The 20,937-nt window shown below is 71.4% G+C and carries 21 protein-coding genes; 7 read left to right on the top strand and 14 right to left on the bottom strand.

Features of this window, described 5'->3' with window-relative positions:
* Positions 1–20: 20 nt before the first annotated feature.
* The 3 genes from G6O69_RS14275 to rpsU form a co-directional block, all read right to left on the bottom strand.
* Positions 21–1,028 (bottom strand): endonuclease/exonuclease/phosphatase family protein, encoded by a 1,008-nt coding sequence (locus G6O69_RS14275; RefSeq protein WP_172304052.1) that lies wholly within the window; start codon positions 1,026–1,028, stop codon positions 21–23.
* A gap of 5 nt (positions 1,029–1,033) precedes the next feature.
* The gene (locus tag G6O69_RS14270) at positions 1,034–1,645 is read right to left on the bottom strand and encodes a hypothetical protein (RefSeq protein ID WP_172304051.1); all 612 of its coding nucleotides are present in this window, start codon (positions 1,643–1,645) and stop codon (positions 1,034–1,036) included.
* 100 nt (positions 1,646–1,745) lie between these two features.
* A complete protein-coding gene (rpsU, locus tag G6O69_RS14265; RefSeq protein ID WP_346017143.1) occupies positions 1,746–1,943 on the bottom strand; it encodes a 30S ribosomal protein S21 in 198 nt (65 codons plus the stop codon).
* Between the two features lie 206 nt (positions 1,944–2,149).
* Between rpsU and folE the strand changes: the two genes are divergently transcribed.
* The 3 genes from folE to G6O69_RS14250 all read left to right on the top strand — a co-directional run bounded on the left by folE (position 2,150) and on the right by G6O69_RS14250 (position 4,385).
* Entirely contained in the window at positions 2,150–2,728 is a 579-nt protein-coding gene (folE, locus tag G6O69_RS14260; RefSeq protein WP_172304049.1) for a GTP cyclohydrolase I, read from the top strand.
* 129 nt (positions 2,729–2,857) lie between these two features.
* Positions 2,858–3,619, top strand: coding sequence for an LON peptidase substrate-binding domain-containing protein (locus G6O69_RS14255; protein ID WP_172304048.1), 762 nt, complete (start codon positions 2,858–2,860; stop codon positions 3,617–3,619).
* Between the two features lie 19 nt (positions 3,620–3,638).
* Positions 3,639–4,385, top strand: coding sequence for an N-formylglutamate amidohydrolase (locus G6O69_RS14250; RefSeq protein ID WP_172304047.1), 747 nt, complete (start codon positions 3,639–3,641; stop codon positions 4,383–4,385).
* A 25-nt stretch (positions 4,386–4,410) separates the two neighbouring features.
* Here G6O69_RS14250 and G6O69_RS14245 read toward each other — a convergent pair whose 3' ends face one another.
* The gene (locus G6O69_RS14245; RefSeq protein ID WP_172304046.1) at positions 4,411–5,493 is read right to left on the bottom strand and encodes an Mrp/NBP35 family ATP-binding protein; all 1,083 of its coding nucleotides are present in this window, start codon (positions 5,491–5,493) and stop codon (positions 4,411–4,413) included.
* A 228-nt stretch (positions 5,494–5,721) separates the two neighbouring features.
* Here G6O69_RS14245 and def point away from each other — a divergent pair, with 228 nt between their 5' ends.
* Together def and G6O69_RS14235 are read left to right on the top strand one after the other, a co-directional pair.
* Positions 5,722–6,267 (top strand): peptide deformylase, encoded by a 546-nt coding sequence (def, locus tag G6O69_RS14240; RefSeq protein ID WP_172304045.1) that lies wholly within the window; start codon positions 5,722–5,724, stop codon positions 6,265–6,267.
* Between the two features lie 137 nt (positions 6,268–6,404).
* Entirely contained in the window at positions 6,405–6,839 is a 435-nt protein-coding gene (locus G6O69_RS14235) for a hypothetical protein (RefSeq protein ID WP_172304044.1), read from the top strand.
* A gap of 90 nt (positions 6,840–6,929) precedes the next feature.
* Here the strand turns inward: G6O69_RS14235 and G6O69_RS14230 are convergent, their stop codons facing one another.
* From G6O69_RS14230 to G6O69_RS14215, 4 genes are all read right to left on the bottom strand, one after another.
* On the bottom strand, positions 6,930–7,634 hold the full coding sequence (locus tag G6O69_RS14230) for a Coq4 family protein (protein ID WP_172304043.1): 705 nt from the start codon (positions 7,632–7,634) through the stop codon (positions 6,930–6,932).
* A gap of 183 nt (positions 7,635–7,817) precedes the next feature.
* The gene (locus G6O69_RS14225) at positions 7,818–8,546 is read right to left on the bottom strand and encodes a hypothetical protein (RefSeq protein WP_172304042.1); all 729 of its coding nucleotides are present in this window, start codon (positions 8,544–8,546) and stop codon (positions 7,818–7,820) included.
* A gap of 15 nt (positions 8,547–8,561) precedes the next feature.
* Positions 8,562–9,161 carry a hypothetical protein gene (locus tag G6O69_RS14220; RefSeq protein ID WP_172304041.1) on the bottom strand — a complete coding sequence of 200 codons (600 nt, stop codon included), beginning with the start codon at positions 9,159–9,161 and terminating at the stop codon, positions 8,562–8,564.
* Positions 9,162–9,180: 19 nt separating this feature from the next.
* Complete coding sequence (locus G6O69_RS14215) at positions 9,181–9,708, bottom strand: hypothetical protein (protein ID WP_172304040.1); 528 nt, start codon at positions 9,706–9,708, stop codon at positions 9,181–9,183.
* 559 nt (positions 9,709–10,267) lie between these two features.
* Here G6O69_RS14215 and G6O69_RS14210 point away from each other — a divergent pair.
* Positions 10,268–11,698 carry a penicillin-insensitive murein endopeptidase gene (locus G6O69_RS14210; RefSeq protein WP_172304039.1) on the top strand — a complete coding sequence of 477 codons (1,431 nt, stop codon included), beginning with the start codon at positions 10,268–10,270 and terminating at the stop codon, positions 11,696–11,698.
* A gap of 369 nt (positions 11,699–12,067) precedes the next feature.
* On the opposite strand, the gene G6O69_RS14205 is transcribed toward G6O69_RS14210, so the two are convergent.
* The 6 genes from G6O69_RS14205 to G6O69_RS14180 all read right to left on the bottom strand — a co-directional run bounded on the left by G6O69_RS14205 (position 12,068) and on the right by G6O69_RS14180 (position 18,997).
* Complete coding sequence (locus G6O69_RS14205; protein ID WP_172304038.1) at positions 12,068–12,637, bottom strand: hypothetical protein; 570 nt, start codon at positions 12,635–12,637, stop codon at positions 12,068–12,070.
* 11 nt (positions 12,638–12,648) lie between these two features.
* On the bottom strand, positions 12,649–12,867 hold the full coding sequence (locus tag G6O69_RS14200; RefSeq protein WP_172304037.1) for a hypothetical protein: 219 nt from the start codon (positions 12,865–12,867) through the stop codon (positions 12,649–12,651).
* A 74-nt stretch (positions 12,868–12,941) separates the two neighbouring features.
* On the bottom strand, positions 12,942–14,009 hold the full coding sequence (locus tag G6O69_RS14195; protein ID WP_172304036.1) for an FAD binding domain-containing protein: 1,068 nt from the start codon (positions 14,007–14,009) through the stop codon (positions 12,942–12,944).
* The gene (locus tag G6O69_RS14190) at positions 14,009–16,357 is read right to left on the bottom strand and encodes a xanthine dehydrogenase family protein molybdopterin-binding subunit (protein WP_172304035.1); all 2,349 of its coding nucleotides are present in this window, start codon (positions 16,355–16,357) and stop codon (positions 14,009–14,011) included. Before G6O69_RS14190 ends, G6O69_RS14195 begins: the two co-directional genes overlap by 1 nt.
* 1 nt (position 16,358) lies before the next feature.
* On the bottom strand, positions 16,359–17,081 hold the full coding sequence (locus tag G6O69_RS14185; protein WP_172304034.1) for a (2Fe-2S)-binding protein: 723 nt from the start codon (positions 17,079–17,081) through the stop codon (positions 16,359–16,361).
* A 26-nt stretch (positions 17,082–17,107) separates the two neighbouring features.
* Positions 17,108–18,997 (bottom strand): hypothetical protein, encoded by a 1,890-nt coding sequence (locus G6O69_RS14180; RefSeq protein ID WP_172304033.1) that lies wholly within the window; start codon positions 18,995–18,997, stop codon positions 17,108–17,110.
* A gap of 63 nt (positions 18,998–19,060) precedes the next feature.
* Here G6O69_RS14180 and G6O69_RS14175 point away from each other — a divergent pair, with 63 nt between their 5' ends.
* Complete coding sequence (locus G6O69_RS14175) at positions 19,061–20,932, top strand: alkaline phosphatase family protein (RefSeq protein ID WP_172304032.1); 1,872 nt, start codon at positions 19,061–19,063, stop codon at positions 20,930–20,932.
* Positions 20,933–20,937 lie beyond the last annotated feature (5 nt).

The following is a 20,937-nucleotide window of genomic DNA, read 5'->3' as shown; positions in this document are numbered from 1 at the left end:
CAAGTCCTCTGCCGCGCACACTAGTCGTCGTCCGCTCGCTGCAGATCGAGGATCACCGGGCAGTGATCGCTGACCGACTCGTAGTCGCGGACGGGGTAGGCCTCGGTCGAGCGGAAGTCTCGGCAGCCATGCGCGGCGCAGTGAGTCCCCGGGTGGACGCGGGCGCCGAGGCCCAGGGACTCGCCCAGCTCCCGGACCCAGACCAGGTCGATCTCCGAGGGCTCTTTCCAGGCGTCGCGGCGCTGGCCGTCGTAGTAGGCGGAGCAGCCGCCGGCGTTCTCGATCCGGCGCAGGCCGGCCGCGGCGAGGGCCGCGTCGAGCTCGCGGTGTTCTTCGCCCGGGCCGGCCCCCGGGGCGCCCGTGCTGTTGAAGTCGCCGAGCACGATCTGGTCGCGGTCGCGGTCGCCTCCTCGCCCGTCCCCCGCGCCCGCGGGGATCGGGCGCTTCGCCAGCGCCTCGCTGAGCGCGACGAGGGTCGGCCACTGCTCGCGGCGCTGATCGATGCCCGTCGGCATCGCCTTGAGGTGGACGACGGTCAGCCAAAAGTCGGGCCCGCCCCCGCGGCCGCGCAGGTACATCGAGAGCCCCGGGCGCACGCGCCCGCCCAGGCTGAGTTCGGCGTGCTCGATCGCCTCGCCGAGGCCCTCGATCCGCTCGGGGCGCCAGGCCACGGCCACGCGCTGGTGCCCCGAGCCGCCGCGCTCGGACACGGCCACGCGCCAGCCGGGGAGCAGCGCGGCGAGGGCTTTGGGGTCCTTGACCTCCTGCAGCGCGAGCACGTCGGCGTCGAGCTCGTCGACGACAGCATGCATGCGCGCGAGATCGTGGTGTTGTGGATCACCCCTGAAATTCTCGAGGTTCCAGCTGACCACGCGGACCTGCTCACCGGGGGCGGCAGGCGGCAAGCTCGCCGCCCGCGGATCCCAGTCGAGCCAGTAGATCGCCAGGGTGATCAGCGACGCGAGCAGCAGCGAGAGCCGCTGGCGACGGCGCCGACGGGCGCGCTTGGACCTGCGCTTGCGGGCCACGGCGCCTACTCGAATTCGTAGCGGCCGAGGTGAAGCTCGACGATCTGCACGGGGCTCTCGACCGTCGCCGGGCCGCCGCCGTGGGGGTCCGCGTCGCGCAGCTGAAAGGTGAAGCGGCCGCCCAGGCGCCGCGCGGCCTCGACCTCGTCGACCACGCTGCTCGCCACGGTCAACGCCCGGCCGCCACCGGGCAGGCCCTCTCCCCGAGGCGAGCCGATCAGCTCGAGCCGCGGACCGACGCCGTCGCGACCCGGCCAGGGAGGATCGATGTAGAGGTCGGCGCAGCTGAGGGCCTCGGCGCGCTGGGCCAGCGCGAGCTCGAGGCGAACGCCCCAGCGCCGCGCCCGGGCGCGGGCTTGCAGCAGCTCGAGCTGCGCGCCCGCGTCGAACTCGTAGATGCCGTCGGGGTCGAGGCCGCCCGCGCTGACCACCGGCATCGAGACGGTGTAGACCGGGTGGAAGTCCGCGGCGCTCGGCGGCGCGTCGGCCTCGCTGCCCACGCCAAAGACCAGGCGCACGCCCGCGAGGCTCGGCGCGTCGACCCGGCGCGGCTCGAGCTGCGTCGGAGGCGGGACCGAGCCCTCGGGCAGGCGGGGGATGACCAGGCGACGATGCATCGTGGCTGGTTGCTAGGTTACTGCCGGTCTCGCGGGCGCTGAAATTAATGAGGGCCGCACCCGAGGGCGCGACCCAAACTTCAGACGCGACGAGCCGAGCTCAGCGCTCCATCCGAGCCTTACGCTGGCGACGCTTGCGGCGGCGCTCGGCCTCACGAAGCTTGCGCTTGCCCTTGATGCTGGGCTTCTCGTAGTGGCGGCGGCGCTTGATCTCACGCAGCACGCCCTCGCTGGCCATGAGACGACGGAGCTTGCGGATCGCACGCTCCACGCCGCGCTCATCCACGCGGACCTCCAGAGGACGGCCGAGCACCGGCAGGTGCTGCTCGGAGATGTCGGTCGTCGGGGTGGGGGGCTGGTTCTCGGAGGTCGACATGAGGGACGCGAGATATAGGCGGCCGTCTCGCGGAGATCAAGCGCCGAGATCGGGGTCGGGGGCGGAAAACTCGCGCTGCGCGCGGCGCCACCCCCTGCGCCACACCCCAGTGCGGGTACACTGGGCGGGTGTCCAAGGCAGATCCCGCCACGAATCCCCCATCCGAGCGCCACGAAGCCCTCGCCGCGGCCGTGCGTGAGCTCCTGCGGGCCTGCGACCTCGACCTCGACCACGGAGATCTCCGGGGCACCCCCAACCGGGTCGCCCGCCTGTGGCTCGAGCAGGTGATCTCCGGCTATGGCGCGGATCCAGCGGCGATCCTCGGGGACCCCGTGCTCGGCGAGGGCGACACGGAGCTCGTCGTGGTCCGCGACATCCCTTGTCACGGCATGTGCCCTCACCACCTGATGCCCTGGGTCGGTGAGGCCACGGTCGCCTATCTCCCGAAGGGCAAGCTCGTCGGCTTCGGCCGGCTCAGCGAGCTGGTCCACTGCTTCACGCGCCGGCTGACCTTGCAAGAGCGGGTCTGCAACGACATCGCCGACGCGCTGATGGAGCACCTCGACGCTCGCGGAGCGGCCTGCGTGATCACGGGTCAACACAACTGTCTCAACGTGCCCGGGGACAAGCACGGGACACGGGTGGTCACCGCCTCGTACCGCGGCGAGCTCAAGACGCGGCCGGATCTCCAGGCCCAGCTGCGCTAGCAGGCGCGCTGCGCCAGAGGCGCATCGTTTTTCGACGATCCCCCTACTTGGCGATCGTCGCCGGCACAGCGGCGGAGCATCGCGCTCTCCCTCGCCAGCACCCAGCGATGAGACTACGCTCTTGCGAGCATGCTGGACGTAGATCGACTGCCAGCGCCCGCCGTCCTCGAGGCGCTGCCGATCTTCCCCCTGCCGAACGTCGTGTTCTTGCCGGGTATGGTGCTGCCGCTCAACGTCTTCGAGCCGCGCTACCTCGAGCTCGTGGATCACGTACTCGAGCGGGGCATGCACATCGGCGTCCCGCTGCTGCGCCCGGAAGAGTCGCTGCTCGAAGAAGAAGATCGCGCGCTGCCCCTGCACGACCCCGGCGACGAGCGCCCCGCGATCGAGGGGATCTTCGGCATCGGGCAGATCATCGGCCACCAGCGCCTGCCCGACGGTCGCCGCTTCATCCGCCTCGAGGGCCTCGGCCGGGTCCGCGCCCGCGAGGAGCTGCCCATGGGCGAGCACCACTTTCGCCGCCTGGCCGTCGAGGCCCTGCCCGAGACCATCCCCTGTGATCACCACGCGCTCGCGGTCCTCGAGGCTCAGATCGAGCGCATGGCCGAGACCTTCGACGACGACGAGCGCGAGATGATCCGCAGCGTCCTCGCCCTCGATGACGAGCGGATCATCGTCTACGCGATCGCCTCGCTGATCCCCAACGTCGAGCTGACCTCGACGATCCGCCACGGCATGCGCGGCGACCCCATGTCTCACCTGCGCCTGCTCCAGCGCTGCCTCGCCGCCGACGACCCCGACGAGCGCGTGGCCCTGCTCAGCACCCGAGCCCAGCGCCTGATCGACGTGCTGTGCGAGAGCGACAGCTTCCCGGTCAGCTCGCTGAACTGAGCCGAGCCAGCGGATCTCGATGTCGGGCGACGCCTTCGAAATCCATGGCGAGGGCCGCGAGGGCCCGATGGTGATCACCTGCGAGCACGCCAGCGCCCGCGTGCCTGCGCCGCTGTCGACCTCGGACAGCGACCGCGCGTGGCTCGAGACCCACTGGGGCTACGACATCGGCGCGGCGACCGTCGCCCGGCGGCTGGCGGATCGCAGCGGCTCCGTGGCCGTGCTCGCCCGCTACTCTCGGCTGGTCTGCGATCCCAACCGGGACACGGACGACCCGACGTGGATCCGCACCCACGTCGAGGGTCAGCCGCTGAGCTTCAACCAGGACCTCGACGCCGAGGAGCGCGACCGACGGGCGCGCCGCCATCACGCGCCCTACCACGCGGCCGTCGACCGCCTGCTCGCGCAGCGCCTGCCTCGCGGGGGCGACGTGCTGCTCTTCTCCGTGCACTCCTTCACCCCCGTGTTCGCGGGCGCGGTCCGACCCATGGAGCTCGGCGTGCTCTTCGATCGCCACGCCGCCGTCGCCGAGCGCTTCGCCGGGCTGCTCGACGAGCAGGGCTTTCACACCGCGCTCAACGAGCCCTACTCGGGGATGGACGGGGTGATCTTCGCCGCTCAGCACCACGGCGCGGCGCACGACGTGGTCTACCTCGAGCTCGAGGTCCGCCAGGACCTGATCTCCGACGCGGCCGCGGCGATCGCCGTGGCCGACCGCGTGGGCGCGGCCCTCGAGCGCCTCCGCCTGCGCACCAAGTCGCGCTGACGGCTCGGACCGAAGCCGGCCGGGCTCAGACCGTGCGCAGCAGCGAGCTGCGCTTGGGGCCGGTCGCGTGGCGCTTGGCGGCCTCGAGGGCGACCGTCGCCGCGAGCGAGAGGAAGGCCTTGGCGTGCTCGCTGTCGGGGGCGCTGTGGACCACGGGGTTGCCGGTCTCGCCGCCGGCGCTGACCTTGGCGTCGATCGGCAGCTGGCCCAGCAGGCTGACCTCGAGCTCCTCGGCGAGGCGCTTGCCGCCGCCGCTGGCGAAGATGTGGTCGACGTGGCCGCAGGCCGGGCAGCGGTAGTGGCTCATGTTCTCGACCACGCCGAGCACGGGGATCTCGAGCTTGGCGAACATGTCGACGGCCTTGCGCACGTCGAGGAGCGCGACCTCCTGCGGCGTGGTGACCACGACCGAGCCGGTGATCGGCAGCAGCTGGCCCAAGGACAGCTGGGCGTCGCCGGTGCCCGGCGGCAGGTCGATGATCAGGTAGTCGAGCTCGCCCCACTCGACGTCCTCGAGGAACTGCTGGAGCAGCTTGTGGATCATCGGCCCGCGCCAGATCACCGCGCGGCCGGTCTCGACGAAGAAGTCGACGCTCATCACCGGTACGCCGCGGTGCAGGGCCGGGATGATCCTGTCGCCGGACACGTTGCGGTCGCAGGGCCGCGAGGGCTCGCCCATCATCTTGGGGACGCTCGGCCCGAAGATGTCCGCGTCGAGGATGCCCACCTTCGCGCCGAGGCGCTGCAGGGCCATGGCCAGGTTGACGCTGACCGTGCTCTTGCCGACCCCGCCCTTGCCCGCGGCCACGGCGATCACGTTCTTGACCGTGGGCAGGCGATCGAGGTCCTGGCGGGCCGGCTTGCGCGGCACGGCCAGGCCCCACGCGATCTCGACTGGGCGCGCGAAGGGCTCGAGGGCCTCGCGGATCCGGGTCTCGAGGGTCCCGCGCAGGGGGTAGCCCGGGGAGATCAGCGCGACCTCGACGCGCAGCTGGTCGCCGACCTCGACGGCGCCCAGCTGGCGGCTGCTGACGATGTCTCGACCCGTGGCGGGGTCTTCGACCTTGCTCAGGGCTTCGCGGACGCTCTCGGGGGTGACTTCGCTCATCGCTCTTCCTGTCGCGGCGGGCTCGGGCTCTCGCTTCGGCTCTCGGCGCGGGCTCGGGCCCAGCTTGCCACGCGCGCGGGCGCCGTCCATGGAGCTGGGCTCGGACCCGGTCGCCGGCACCGCTGCTAGCACCTTTGCAATCTTCGGGCTACCCTCGCCCCCGCTCGTGATCGCCGCGGCGCAGGGCCACCACCCGCTGCCCGCGCCGTCACAACCGGAGCCAGCGCCATGGCCGTTCTCGAAGTCGTCAAGTACCCCGACCCCCGCCTGCGTGAGGACACCTTCGAAGTCGCCGAGATCACCGACGACATCCGTCAGCTCGTCCGCGACCTCACCGACACCATGTACGCCCTCAACGCGGCCGGCATCGCCGCCATCCAGGTCGGCCGGCTCGAGCGCATCTTCTTGATCGACGGCAAGGTCGCCGGCGGCGACGAGAGCAGCGATCCCCTGGTGTGCATCAACCCCGAGGTCGTCGAGGCCGGCAAGGGCACGGTGATCGCCGAGGAGGGCTGCCTGTCCTTCCCGGACGTCTTCGTCGACGTCAAGCGCCCGCGCTGGGCCAAGCTCCGCGCGACCAACATCGAGGGCGAGACCTTCGAGGTCGACGGCGACGGGCTGTTCGGCCGCGCCCTCCAGCACGAGCACGATCACCTCACCGGCAAGCTGATGATCGACCTCGTCGGCATGGTCAAAAAAGAGATGATCAAGCGCAAGATGAAGCGCTGGCACAACGAACACGACGGCGAAGAGCAGGCCGCCTCCGCCGAGTAGGCGCTGCCTCTCCCCACTCGTCTCGCTAGAGTTTGGGCCAGAGTGTTGGCCAAGGTTTCGGCCGGAGGTCCCCCCTCCGGCCTTTTTCATGTTCGCGGCTTGAGCGCAGGCAGCGATGGCACTAGGGTGCAGGACTGATGTCCGAGGCCAACCCCTACCAAGCACCCGTCCCCAGCGATCCCCAGCCTCCGATGCCAGACGATGGGATCAAGACGCGCCACGGCTGCGTCACGGCCTATTTGATCTTCATGCTCATCGTCAACGCCATCACCTCGCTGGCGAACCTCCTCATGGCCGACGAGATCCAGGATCTGACGCCAGGCATGCCCGGCTGGGCGTTGCCCGTGCTCTCCCTGCTCGGCGTGCTCAACGTGGTGTTCGCGGTGCTGCTCTTCCGCTGGAAGAAGATCGGCTTCTTCGGCTTCGTGGGCACCAGCGTGCTCGCGGCGATCATCAACCTGTCGGCCGGCCTGGCGATCTCGCAGGTCGTCGGCGGACTGATCGGCATCGGCATCCTCTACGCGATCTTGCAGATCGGCTCGCCCAAGTCCGCCTGGGCGCAGCTCGAATGACCGCCGCGCGCTCGAACGCGAGGCGGGCCCCGCTCGAAGCGCTGGCCCGCTCGCGTATCGCGGCTCGTCGCCTGCGACGCGCCTTGGCGCTCAGTGGAAGCTCGGCGCGGGCGCGCAGATCAGCTCGGACAGCTCCGAGACCGGCTTTTCCCACATCTCGTCGAAGTTGATGCTCAGCAGCTCGCGCGAGTCCTTGCCGCGGCGGTAGGCCGTGAGCACCCGGCGGATGTGCTTGCGCATGCCCTTGATGCCCGAGTTCTTGAACTCGTAGGGCACCGAAACAAAGGCGATCAGCGCGGCGTGGCGCAGGCCGAGGTTGCCGTAATAGAAGGCCTGCAGCTCGATCTCGCCGATCGGGTCGATGCCGTAGCCCGTGATGATGTGGTGAATGTCGTGGGTCTCGCGGTAGCGCTTGTTGAGGTAGTCGGCGTCGCTGTTGAGCGCGAAGTCGAAGCCGAATACGTCGATCCCGTTCTTCTTGAAGTAGCTCGCGAACTCGTGGCCGAGGGTCCCCTCGGGCAGGCTCGCCAGCTTGTCGAGGTCGATGTCGGGGCCGGGGATCGTCCGGCGCTCGTCGAGGAGCTTGCGGCCCTCGGGGGTCTCGCGCAGGGTCGCGGCCAGCTTCATGTAGGTGTCCTCGTCGAAGGCGAGGTGAAGGATCGGCGCGTAGTAGGGGTTGCCGGCGTCCTTGCTGAGGATCTTCAGCGCGTTGAGGCCAACGCGGATCCGGGTGAACACCGAGGCGTTGGGGGGAAGCGAGAGCGGAGGCTTGTCTTCCGTTTGGGGGTCGGTCATGGCGTCCATCTCGTGTTCCTTCGCTGCCAGAGAGTCTGAGCTAAGCGGACAGATGCGTCCACTTGGGATTGGCCGGGGCGCAATCTTTACGATAACGCATGGCCTGGCGGACCCTGAGGCGACCTTCACGCACTGTATTTTTCTCGAGCCCCCACACCTCGAGTTGGCCGGCCTTGCCTGCTCTCAACCCGGCGCCGGGTCCTCGACGAGCAGCGGGCAGCGCAGGGCCTCGCTGGTCATGCCGTCGTAGACCCGGTGGTCGGGCAGTCGCTCGCGTAGGGTCGCCGCGAGGTCGTTGCTCAGGCGAAAACGCGCGCGCCCGCCCTGGCGCAGGAGCACGATCGCCTTGCCCCCGCGGGTCCGGCCCAGGACGTCGAGGAGCCCCTCTCCGCCCGCGTCCAGCCAGGCTTCGCGGGCCTCGGGATCTCCGGGGACCTCGCCGCAGGCCACCCACCCGCCCTTTGGCGGGTCGGCGCGGACGCAGCAGCGATTGACCAGGCGCTCCCCCTCGGGGTCGGGCGCGCCCTCGAGCTCGACCTCGAACACCCCGATGTTGTCGAGCAGGCGCTCGTGGATCGCCTCGAGCTCCCTGAGCTCGGCGTAGCGCTGGGCGTCGGGTGTGTGCGCCGCCGGGCAGCGCGGGCCGCCGGCTTCGCGCGGGCCGCAAGCCTGGGCGTAGGCCTCGAGCTCGGACGCGGCGCCGCGTGCAAGCGCCCGGGTCTCGGCCAGGGCCTCCTCGAGCGCGGCGTTGCGATCCCGGGCGGCGTCCAGCGCTCGCGTGGCGCTGTCGCGCTCGCTGGTCGTGCTGTCGAGCTCGGACTCCTGGATGGTCGCGAATACGAAGAGCACGACCATGAACACGTCGAGGAGCGGGAGCATGTCGACGGCGTGACGGCTGCGGCGGCGCGGCATGCTTGGCTCCGGACGCTACTGGTTCTCGGCTTGGTTCTCGGCCGGGTTCTCGGCTGGACGCTCGGCGAGCTCGGGCCCGTCGAGGCCATCGAGCACGGCCAGGCCCAGCTTGGCCCGGGCGCCCTCGGCCAGCGACTCGCAGCGCCCGGCCAGCGCCGAGAGGCTCAGCGCCCCACACAGCCCCCAGAAGGTGGTGCCCAGCGCCGTCGGGAGCCGCGCGCGGAAGGCCTCGAGGTCCGTGGGGTCCGAGGCCACCAGGGCGAAGACCGTGCCGAGGATGCCCAGGTGCACGGCGAACTGGGCGAAGCGCTCGATCCACGCGATCTGCTGACCCAGGCCCAGCAGCGCCCGGGCGGGCTCTCCCGCGGCGCCGCGCAGCAGGTGGGCGAGCTCTTCGAAGCTCAGCTCGCTGACCGGAGCGGCCTCGAGGCGACGGCGGATCGGGTGCTCGGGGGCGAGCTCTGCCGCCACCTTGCGCAGGACGCCGAGCCCACCTCGAAGCTGATCCGCGGCGGCCCGAGCTCGGCGCAGCCAGGTCGCGGCCGCCGTGATCATCGCCGCGATCACCAGCAAGACGACGATCGCCAGGGGGTCGAAGAGCGCGTCACCCAGCATGTTCGACCGCCACGGGATCCTAGTCGCGCTCGACGGTGATCGCCAGCTCGTCGATGCCCGAAGCCTTGGCGCAGTCCATGACCGCGACCACGGCCGCGTGGGGTCCCTGCTTGGCGTCGATGGTCAGCGCCTGGGCGCCGGAGAAGGGGTCCTCGCCATCGCACAAGCTGGCGCAGGCGACCGCCTCGCCGGGGGCGGCGTCGTTGATGGCCACGCGACAGCTGCCGCTGGCGTCGACGCTGACGGCCGCGCGGAGGGTCTGCTCGGCTGCGCCTGCTTCGGCTGCGCCTGCTTCGGCTGCGCCTGCTTCGGCCTGCGCGTCGTCTTTGGCCTGCACGTCGTCTTGGGTCTGCGCGTCGTCCTCCGGCGCCGCGACGCGCTCGGCCTCGGCCTCGCCCGGCGCGTCCTCCCCCACCCCGCTGCCGAGGCCAGGGATACAGTCGCTGAGCCAGGCCGCGATCAAGGCGATGACCGCGATCAACCCCGCAAAGGCGGTGGTCCGTCCCCCCTTGCGCTTGCTCTTGGCTTTGTCTTCGCGCTTGGCCATGGCTGGGACGACCATGGCGCAGGCGCCGACCCCCTGCAAGCACGACGGCCCCTACCCATGCCTGGGGCGGCCTCGAGGCCCGAATGCGTCGAGCTCAGCGAGTGCCCGCAGCGGCGAGACCACCCCGAGCCGTGTCGGCGCGCAGGGCATCCATGTCGATCCCGATCTCGATCCCTCCGAGCACGCAGGCGGATCGTCGTCTCCGATGTACGGCAACGCTGCGCGCGCGCAGCATCGCCATGAAGATTGAAGGCTCGCCCAAAGGTGCGAACGCGCCCCAGATCAGCGCTGCCCAACAACCCATCGACAGGTGAGTATCGTCGCCCTCGTGATCTCGACTGCATGCATTTCATGACGCCTCGGGGTCCACGGCGGCCCACGCATGCGAGGCCAGCGCCCCCCCTCTCGGCCCACGAAACTCCCCTCGACGCCCGACCACGGCCAGCTATTCACAGCGACGACTTTTTTCTCCAAGTCCGCGTAGACCCACGAATTCAGGCGCAGACAACGACCCCTGGGCGCTTGCGATCCCCCCTCGTGCCGTGCGAATCCTGCCCTCGTGCGTCGTCGCATCGGACTCTTCGCTGGGTTCTTCCTCGGCCTGACCCTCCCCCTCGTCGCCCCCGAGCTCGCCAACGCAGGCGGCTGCCCCGACGGCGGCGAGCAGGTCGAGCACGAGGTCGCCTCGGGCCAGACGGTCAGCGGAATCGCCTTGAAGTATGGGGTCAGCCAGCGCGCCATCGAGCGCGCCAACCCCAAGCTCGACATCAACAAGATCCGCGTGGGTCAGACCCTGAAGATCTGCCTGCCCGGTAAGGACTCGGGCGGCTCGAAGAGCTCGTCGAGTTCGAAGCGCTCGTCGTCTTCGGGCAGGTCCTGCGGCGGCGGCAAGACGATCACCAACCACGAGGTCGAGGCCGGCGACACGCTCAGTGGGATCGCCAGCAAGTACGACGTCAGCGTCGACACGATCTTGTCGCGCAACGCCAAGCTCAAGAAGGACCCCAACTCGCTGCGCGTGGGCCAGGAGCTGCTGATCTGCGCCGACAACCGGCGCTCCAAGGCCAGCAAGACCTGCGGCTACCGGACCCCGCTGCACACCCACGAGGTCCTCCCCGGCGAGCACCTCGGCGAGATCGCCGGACGCTACGGCGTGCGTCGCAAGGACCTGATCAAGCTCAACAGCGCGCTGCGCAGCAACGCCAACTTGCTGCGCGTGGGCCAGAAGATCCGCGTCTGCCCGGAGATCGCCCCGCACGAGATGGTCGAGCTCGAGGTCACCGTGCAGTCCGGCGACACGCTCAGCGCGATCGCCAAGAAGTACGGCCTGACCACAAACGAGCTGCTCGGCTACCAGCGCGGCAAGCTCGCGAGCGCCAACGACCTCAAGGTCGGGCAGAAGCTGATCGTCTACAAGCAAGGCGGCATGCTCCCGGGCTACGGCGCCTACGACGACGACACCGGCGACCTCCCCCACGGCGTGCAGATGCCCGCGGGCAAGTACTATGAGGTCAAGACCCCCTCCCGGGCCTGGGGCACCGGCAACACCGTGCGGCTGATCCAGTCGGCGATCAGCAGCTATCGCCGCGGCTGGCGCAGCTCGCCCAAGGTCCACGTCGGCGACATCTCCAAGAAGGGCGGGGGCAAGCTCCCGCCCCACCGCAGCCACCAGCACGGCCACGACGTCGACATCGGCTACGTGCTCAAGGGCGACAAGGCCGACGAGGTCCGCTTCGTCAACGCCAACGCCAAGAACCTCGACCTCGCGCGGACCTGGTCGCTGGTCGACGCCTTCCTCGACACCGACGAGGTCAAGTACATCTTCATGGATCGCTCGATCCAGGAGCTGCTCTACGACTACGCCAAGAAAAAGGGCATCTCGCAGGACACCCTCGACGAGCTGTTCCAATACCCGCGCCGCCGCGGCCACGGCATCATCCGCCACAGCAGCGGGCACGTGAACCACTTCCACGTCCGCTTCCGCAACTGATCCTCAGCGCGTCTCCCCTAGGAGCCCGTGGTGGAACCCAGCGCGGCTCCTGGGCGCTGGGATTTTCGTCGAGGGCGCGAAGCCAAAACGCCGCTGTACCGGGCGTACCGCAAGTTTTGGCGACAACGCCATCGGCGGAAGGACCAAGCGAGGTGTCGTGTTGGGTTTCACCACGGGCTCCTAGGAGCCCGTGGTGGAACCCAGCGCGGCTCCTCGCGCCGGGGTTTTCGTCGAGGGCGCGAAGCCAAAACGCCGCTGTACCGGGCGTACCGCAAGTTTTGGCGACAACGCCATCGGCGGAAGGACCAAGCGAGGTGTCGTGTTGGGTTTCACCACGGGCTCCTAGAGCGGCGAGGCGGCCGGGCGCGCTCACGCGTAGCCGATGCTCAGGCTCTCACCGTCGACGAGGCCCGTGCGCCGCAGCCAGGGCGCGAGCGCGTGGATCATTGCGATGCTGCCCTCGACCTTGCCGAGGGTCTGGCCGCGCTCCCGTCCGAGCGAGAGCGTCGCGTCGGGGCCCACCTGCTCGCGCAGCTCGTCTTCGAACGCGGCGAGGATCGGCGCTTCGTAGCGGCGAGTCGAGAAGCGCAGCCAGCCCGAGTCGACGAGGTCGTAGTCCGCGTCGAGGCTGGTGATCGCCTCGCGCAGGGCCATGGGCACGCGGTGGACGACGCCCCCGAGCTCCAAGGTCCGATAGGGGTCGCGCTCGTTGGCCACCCGACGGTCCCCCTCGCGCTCGCTCGTGGCCGTGTCGATATGGAAGAGCACGCGACAGGCCCACTCGTCGACGAGCAAGCGCTCGCGGTGGAGGATGCCCAGCTGCCGGGTGTGATCGTAGATCATGGTGACGCCGGGGATCGCTTTGATCTCCGCGACCGCCTCTTCGTGGGCGAGCGGGCCGACGCGGTGAAAGCTGAGCTTGATGTAGTAGGAGGACATCGTGCTGTAGCTCAGCGCGACTCGAAGCAGCCGCGGCCTGGCTGGCAGGACTCGGGCACGGCCAGACCTTCGTCCGGTCCAGTCACGAAGCAGGTCCGCAGGCACTGGTAGCTGCTCGAGCGGCTGGTGTGGAAGGCGTCGTGGGTGTTCTGGCCGTAGGCGTGCAGAGCCTTGGTGCGCAGGTGTTTGCAGACCGGGCGGGTGTCGTCGACGCGGATGAATTCGGGCATGGGGCGACTCGCTATGCTCGTTGAATTGATGCTCGCTGAACGAAAAGGGCGAGGACAGGGAGGACGCGGCGGGCTCAGTCTGGCGAGGGCAGGCCGCTGGCGCGGTGCAGGACCGAGCGGATCAGTCCGCGGGCCAGGGGGACCTTGTAGGCGTTGCCGTTTAGCGGCCTGGCCCCGGCCAGGGCCGCGTTGGCGGCCTCGGCGAAGCGCTCGACGCTGGGCTTTTGGCCCTCGAGCACGGCCGCGGCCTCGGCCGCCAGCCAGGGCACCGGGGCGACGTGGCCGAGGGCGACCCGGGCCTCGCGCATGGTCCCGTCCTCGGCGATCCGCATGCGCGCGGCCGCCTCGGCCAGCGGCCAGTCGTGGGACTGCTTCTCGCGCGCGGCCTGGTAGGCGCTGCGCATGCCCTCGAGCTTGGGCACGTAGACGCCGACGAGCAGCTCGCCGGGCTCGAGGGCGTGCTCGCGGGTGGGGTCTTGGTGCGGACCGACGAAGAGCGCAGCCATCGGCAGGCTGCGCCCGGGCTCGCCCTCGTCGAGGCGCGTGGCCACGAAGGCGTCGAGGGCGGTGAGCGCCGTGGCCAGGCTCGAGGGGTGGACGATGAAGCTCGGCCCGCCGCCGAGGATCGCGTTGTAGCGGTTGTCCCCCGTGAGCGCGAGGCACATGTCGCCGCCCTTCTTGAGGCAGACGAGCTCGCGGTTGCGGTAGTACCAGCAGCGCGGACGCTGGAGCAGGTTGCCGCCGACGGTCGCGATGTTGCGGATGCCCGGGGTCGCGGCCTCGGACGCGGCCTCACCCAGCGCGGCGACCTCGGGCGCGACCATGGCCGCGGCGAGCTCGGCGAGGGTGACCATGGCCCCCACGCGGTGGCAGGTCTTCGCCGGGCTCAGGCCCTCGACGGCGCCCTCGGCCGGGAGCAGCGGGCGCGCCTCGGTCGCCTCGATGGTCCGCAGGTGGGCGCCGGCCTCGGTCTTGGCCAGGGCGCTCAGCTCGACGAGCAGCCCGGGGGCGTCGAGGCCCTCTTTCATGCGGTCCATCAGGTCCACGCCGCCGGCACGCAGCGCTCGGCCTGCGGGTTCGTGGCGGACCAGCTCGCGGGCCGCGGTCAGTGACTCGGGTCGGATCAGGGCGAAGGGCTGCATCAGTCGGCTCCCTGGGCTCGGGCTCGGCGCGCGCGCTCGAGGGCCTCGAGGACCTTGGCGGGGGTGATCGGTAGGCTGCGCACGTGGGCGCCGAGGGCGTCGCCGACGGCGTTGGCGATGGCCGCGGCCGTGGGGATCGTGGCTGGCTCGCCGATGCCGTAGGCCCCCGTGGCGTTGTTGCCCGAGGCGACCTCGGTGAGGATCACCGCGATCTCCGGGACGTCCTTGGCCCCGCAGGGCTTGTAGGCCTCGAAGTTGGCGTTGAGCATCACGCCCAAGCTGGGATCCATGATCCGCTGCTCCATGAGCGCGTAGCCGACCCCGAGGATGATCCCCCCGTTGATCTGCGAGCGCGTGGTCGTGGGGTTCATGACCCGGCCGCAGTCGTGGATGGCGAGGATCTGCGTGCAGCGGACCACGCCGGTCCAGCTGTCGATCTCGACCTCGGCGAACTGGACCCCCGCGGCCTGGGGTGTGGTGAAGCCCGGAAAGGACTTGGGGTGAGCGGCGTAGGTGCGCGGGCGCGAGGCCACGCTGACCACGGCCTCACCGTCGATGCGCTTGCACAGCTCGGCCCAGCTCAAGCTCTGGCGCCCGAGGCTGATCGAGCCGTCGGGGCCCCAGCGCAGCTTGCTGGGCGAGGAGGCCTCGAGGGCCTCGGCGGCGATGTTGGCGAGCTCGGCCTTGACGGCCTCGGCGGCGTTGCGCACGGCCGGGGTGATCGACGAGGTCGTCTTGCTCCCGCCGCTGCCGACCCCGGGGCCGAGCAGGCTGTCGCCGAGCTCGACGCGGACGCTGTCGAGGGGCTGACCAAAGACCTCGGCGGCGACCTGGGCCATGACCGTGGTGATCCCGCTGCCGATGTCCTGGACGCCGTCGCGGACCTCGATGCGGCCGCCGCGGCTGACGCTGACCTCGACGCGGGCGTCGGTGGTCCCGAAGTCGCCCCAGATAGAGACCGCGCAGCCGACCCCGCGGCGGATCCGGGCGTCCCGCTCGCGGCGCGCGGCCGACTCGGCCCGGCGCGCGGCCCAGTCGAAGCGATCGCGGCCGAGCTCGAGCTGCCAGCGACGCAGCGGGTGGGTGTCGTGGGCCAGGCGCAGCGCGATGGGGTCCGTGCCCATGGCCCGGGCGAGCTCGTCCATGGCCGACTCCATGGCGAAGGCGCCCTGGGTGTGGCCGGGCGCCCGAAAGGCGACGGCCGGGCCGGCGTGGGTGAACACGTCGGCGCTCTCGACGAGGACGTCGGGGACCTTGGTGTAGACCGCCGAGGCGTTGCGCCCGACGCCGGCGCCCGTGCCCACGCCGGCGCTGCCGTGGGCCTGGACGTGGATCGCCGTGATCGCCTTGGACTTGGGGTCGGCGCCCAGGCGCACGCGCTGGATCGAGTCGGGGCGGTAGCCGGTGCAGCGGTGCTCCTCGCTGCGATCGAGCATCAGCTTGACCGGCTTGCCGGTGGCCCGGGCGAGCTCACCGGCGGCCTTGCCGATCGCCGTGCCCGGGGCGTTGGCCCCGAACTTGGCCCCGAAGCCGCCGCCCATGAACTTGGTGATCACCCGGACCTTGGCGGGCTCGAGGCCGAAGAGCGCAGCGACCTCGTCGCGCACGCTGAAGATCGACTGGGTCGAGGCCCAGACCGTGACCGCGTCGGCCCCGTCCCAGCGGAACACCAGGCCGTGGGTCTCGAGCGCGCTGTGGGTGTGACACTGGGTCTCGTACTCGGCCTCGAACACCAGCTTGGCGGCGCGCATGGCCTTCTTGGCGTCGCCGCGCTTTTGGCTGCGGCCGGGGCGGACGTTGCCCTGGAGCGCGCCGCTGGCCTTCTCGGCCCCGGGCTCGTCGGCGCCCGTGCGCTTCTCCTCGACGGCGCCCTGGTGGACCCGCGGGGCGCCCTCGTCCATGGCCGCCCGCGTGCCGATCACGAAGGGCTGCACCGCGTAGTCGGCGACGATCGCCTCGAGGGCCGCGCGGGCCTGCTCGGGGCGCGCGGCCGCGACGGCGGCGACGTCCTGGCCGGCGTAGAGCATCCGCGCGCCGACGCTCGCCAGGGGGATCGCGGCCTCGACCCCCGGCATGCGCAGGGCCGGCTCGAGATCGAGGGCGGTCAGCTTGGCACAGGGGTGCGGCGAGCGGAGGATCGCCGCGTGGAGCAGCTTGGGCAGCTTGATGTCGTGGGTGTAGCGGGCCTCGCCGCTGACCTTGAGGTCGCCCTCGATGCGCGGCGCGGGGCGGCCGACCACCCGGGTCTTGACGCTCCCGTCCCAGGGCGTGGGCTCGCCCTCGGGGATGTCGACGGACTTGGTGACGACCTGATCGGCGTAGCCGAGTCGAAGCTTGACCGTGGGCATCTCAGCTCGCCTTCCCCGAGGACTTGGAAGTTTTCCCGGTCTCGCCGACGGCGATGATCTGCGTGGGCACCGTGGTCACGGTCTCGCCCCTGGCGACCGAGAGCACGGCCGCGACCACGTGGGGGTAGGTCCCGCAGCGGCACAGGTTCCCGGCGATGGCCTCGCGCACGTCCGCGGCCTCGATGGCCGGGCCGTCCTTCCTGGCGCGGAGCAGGGCGGTCGCGCTGATCAGCATGCCCGAGGTGCAAAACCCACACTGGAGGGCGTCGTGCTCGACGAAGGCGGCCTGGAGCGCGCCGAGCTCGGCCCCCTCCCCGCGCTCGCTCAGCCCCGCGACGGTCGTGACCTCGGCCCCCTCGACGTCGTGGGCGAGGAGCATGCAGCTGTTTCGCGCGACCCCGTCGACGAGGACCATGCAGGCCCCGCAGGCCCCGCGATCACAGACCAGCTTGGGGCCCGTGGCGTCGAGGTCGAGGCGCAGCAGCTCGAGCAAGGTGGTGCGCGCCTCGGCCTGGGTCTCGACGACCTCGCCGTCCAGGGTGAAGCGCAGCGGCGCCGGCTCGAGGCCGAAGGCCCCCTCGACGCTCGGCGCCGCCTGGGGTTGATCGGGGGCCTCGGTCTCGGGCTGCGCCTTGCAGCTGGCCAGGGCCGCGGCCGTGCCAGCGGTCCCGATGCCACGAAAGAGACCGCGGCGAGTCAGACCGCGCGAAGGAGACTTCGACATGCGGGGCGAGGTTAGCACGCTGGCGCTCAGGGGAGCCGCCGGCGCTCCCAGGCGATCGTCGCGCGATCGAACTCGGCCTGCTCGAGGATCCAGACCGGGAGCGGGCTCCCCTGCGCCTCGGCGTCGGCGGCCAGCTCGTCGAGCACGTCGAGGTCATCCTCGGCCGCGTCGTAGTCCTCGAGGCGCACGCGCAGGTGGGCCCGACGCATGCGGTAGGCCGGCAGATCCGGGCGGCGCTCGATGGCACGACCGAGGGTGTCCATCGCCGCGCGAGGATCCCCGACCTCGTCTTGGACCATGGCGAGGTTGTAATAAAAAGACGTGCTCGGCTGGTTGGAGCGCAGCCGCGGCCACGGGCCCTGGGCCAGCAAGATCGCGGCGAGGATCCACGACCATGTCGGGAGCGTGACTCGATCCTCGGCTGCGCGCGCCGACCCGAACCTGGCCGCCAACGCGGCGCTCGCCGCGAGCAGGCCAGGGCCAGCGAGCAGCGCCGCGGGGACGACCATCGGCAGGCGATGGGCCGCCGTGCTGAAGAGCGCGAGGTTGCCGGCGAGGGGGGCGAAGAACAGCCCGGCGAGCAGCCAGCCCAGCGCTCGCCGACGCTCGGGCGCGTCGGCGGCGAGCAAGGGCTGCACCTGCCCCGGGTTCGGCTTCGGCCCAGCGTCATCGGGCGCCGCCCCGGCATCATCGGGCCCCGCCCCGGCGTCATCGGGCCCCGCCCCGGCGTCATCGGGCCCCGCACCTCCGGGCTCGGGTCGCCAGCCGCCGCCAAAGACCGCCGCCGCGCCCAGCACCGCCAGGGCCAAGAGCAGCGAGAAGCTCACGCCCACGCGGTTGGCCCAGGGCAGGAGCTCGCGCTCGCCCAGCCAGTCGTAGCTCTGGCCCAGCGGGCGGTCGCCAAGGGTCCACCACAGCTTGCGCGCCTCGAGGGCCGCGAACTCGCCGGGGTGCTCGCGGATCCACGCTCGCGCGCGCTGACCCAGCGTCGCGCCGAGGGCCGCGGCCTGGTCGCGCGCGTCGAGGTCGGGGTCGACGCCCAGGGTCTGGGCGAGCTCGCTGAGCTCCGTGCCCGCGCGGGCGCTGTACAGCCCGGCGTCGTTCCACAGCCCCCGCGAGCGCGCGTTGTTGCCGATGAAGAGCGACAGGCCCGGCTCCTGGGGCGGCAGCAGATCCGCGTGCCCCGTGACGGCCAGGTTGCGCGCCGCCAGGGGCGTGAGCGCCACCAGCAGGCCAGCCAAGGTCAGCGCGGCCGCCCACCCGTCGCCGCCGCGAGCCTCGGGCACCGCGTGATCCGGGCCGGGGCGCGCGAGCACGAAGGCGGCCATCAGCGCGAAGGGGGCGGCGAGGAAGAGCGCTGGATCGGCGAGCCCCGCGACGCCGGCCGCGACGCCCAGCGCCGCCGCGGCCCCCAGCGGCGAGCGCCCTGCCGCCCGCGCCCGCATCATCGCGACCAGGGCCGCGACCATCGCCACGCTCGCGCCCACCGCCAGCGCCGCCGGCACGTACTTGTTCTCGTAGAACATCAGCGGGGGATGTGCGAGGAGCGCGATCGTGCACCAGCGACCCGCGCGCTCCCCCCACAGCCACCGCGCGCTGCGGTGCGCCAGGACCAGGCTCAGCGCGACCAGGCCGAGCTGAACGAGCAAGCCCAGGCTCGGCCACGCGTGGATCGTCATGCCCGTGGTCAGCAGGTAGGCGTAGGCGCCCTGGAGGTGAAAGGGCAGCGAGCCCAGGGGTGGGTGGGCCAAGATGTCTCGCGCGGCCTGCTCGTGGATCGCCCCCTCGGCGAAGGTCGCGTAGGCGAAGGGGATGTCGCCGAGATAGATCGCGTGATAGGCGAGGCGGTAGGCGACCAGCGCGAGGATCACCAGGCCCAAGCCGGCGCGCGCCGGCGTCCGCTCGAGCGCCGCCACCTCGCAAGCATACGGGCTTTTTCGTCCGCGCGGTCTCGCCCCCGCCATGGTACCTAACTCGCCGTGTCTCACCGTCGAGCCGTCCCCGCGGTCTACATCCTGACCCTCGCGCTCGCAGGTCCCCTGGCCTGCAAGGACAAAGGCAGCGAGGGCGAGGCTGCCTCGGGCAGCGCGGGCAGCTCGAGCGCCGCGCAGGACTCGGCGGGCCCGGAGCCCGGGGCCAGCGAGCCCGAGACCAACCAGCCCGGGACCAGCGAGCCCGGGGCCAGCGAGCCGGCCGCGCCCAAGCTCGTCGTGCTCGTGGTCGTGGATCAGATGCGCTACGACAACTACGCGCGCCTCGACGAGCAGTGGACCGGCGGCCTGCACCGCCTCGGCGCCGAGGGACGCTTCTACACCGAGGCCCGCCACGTCCACGCGCTGACCGAGACCGGCCCGGGCCACGCGACCCTGACGACGGGCATGCACCCCGCCCACCACGGGGTGATCGCCAACAACTGGTTCGACCGCGCGCTCGGCCGCAAGATCAACGTGGTCGAGGACCCCGAGGCGCCAATCCTCGGCCACGAGGACGACGAGGACTCCGAGGGGGCCTCACCCCGCAAGCTCCTGCGCGAGGCCGTCGGCGACTGGCTGCACGCCGCCAGCCCGAAGTCGCAGGTGATCTCGATCTCGCTCAAGGACCGCGCGGCGATCCTCATGGGCGGCCAGCGCCCGGACGCGGCGATCTGGTACGACGACCCCGTCGGCGCCTACACGAGCTCGCGCTACTACTACCCGAGCTCCGACGCCGGCACGGACGCGAGCGCGGACGCGGGCGCGAACACGGGCGACGAAGCAGCCAGCCCGGCCGCTCAGGCGCTGCCGCGCTGGGTCAGCGCCTTCAACGAGCGCGGCCGCGCCGAGAAGCTCTACGGCGAGCAGGGCTGGCAGCTGAGTCACCCGATCCCCCACTACGCGAGCTCGCGCGCCGACACTGACGAGGCCCTCGTCGCGACCTTCAACGGCTACGGCCTGACCACCCGCTTCCCCCACCAGCTGTCCGCGCAGGCCATCGAAGCCGGCAAGGGCCCGCGCAACGTCATCCGCGACACGCCCTTTGGCGACCAGATGACCCTCGAGCTCGCCAGCGAGGCCATCGAGGCCCTCGAGCTCGGCACGGACGAGCACCCCGACCTCCTGATGATCAGCATGTCCGGGGGCGACTACACCGGGCACCGCTACGGCCCGCACAGTGTCGAGACCCACGACTTCTACCTGCGCCTCGACCAGGCCCTGGGCGACTTCCTCGAGGCCCTCGAGGGCCGCGTGGGCGCCGAGAACGTGGTCGTGGTCCTGACCGGCGACCACGGCGGCGGGGTGATGCCCGAGCACGCCCCGGCCGACACCATGCCCAAGCACGGGCGCTTCGTGGCCAAGGAGGCGGTCCCGCCGATGCTCGACGCGGCCATGGCCGCCGCTGGCCTCGGTGCCAAGCAGCGCCCCGAGCTGGCCTTCGCCGAGGGCGTGGTCATGCGCTTCCCCGCGGCCGCCAGCGAAGACGATCGCAAGGCCCTGCGCGCGGCCCTGGCCGAGCAGCTGCGCGCGCACGAGCAGATCGCCGACGCCTGGACCGCCGATGAGCTGACCGCCGACCCGCCGCCCACGCGCCCCTACACCGAGGCCTGGATCCGCTCCTACAACCCCGAGCGCTCGGCCGACATCCTGTTCCAGGTCGAGAAGGGCGTCTACGTCTACGCCCAGGGGGCCGGACACGGGACGCCCTACGAGTACGACCAGCACGTCCCGCTGATCTTCTGGGGCCCCGCGACCTGGGTCAGCCCCGGGAAGGTCACCACCCCGGTGCGCACCGTCGACCTCGCCCCGACCATGGCCGGGCTGCTCGCCGCGCCGATCCCCGCGGATCTCGACGGCGCCGGCTTGCCCCTGAAGTGAGCTAC

It is taken from the genome of Pseudenhygromyxa sp. WMMC2535 (genome assembly GCF_011083025.2).
The sequence above is the reverse complement of the archived record's forward strand: the minus strand, read 5'-3'. Positions and strand labels throughout refer to the sequence as shown.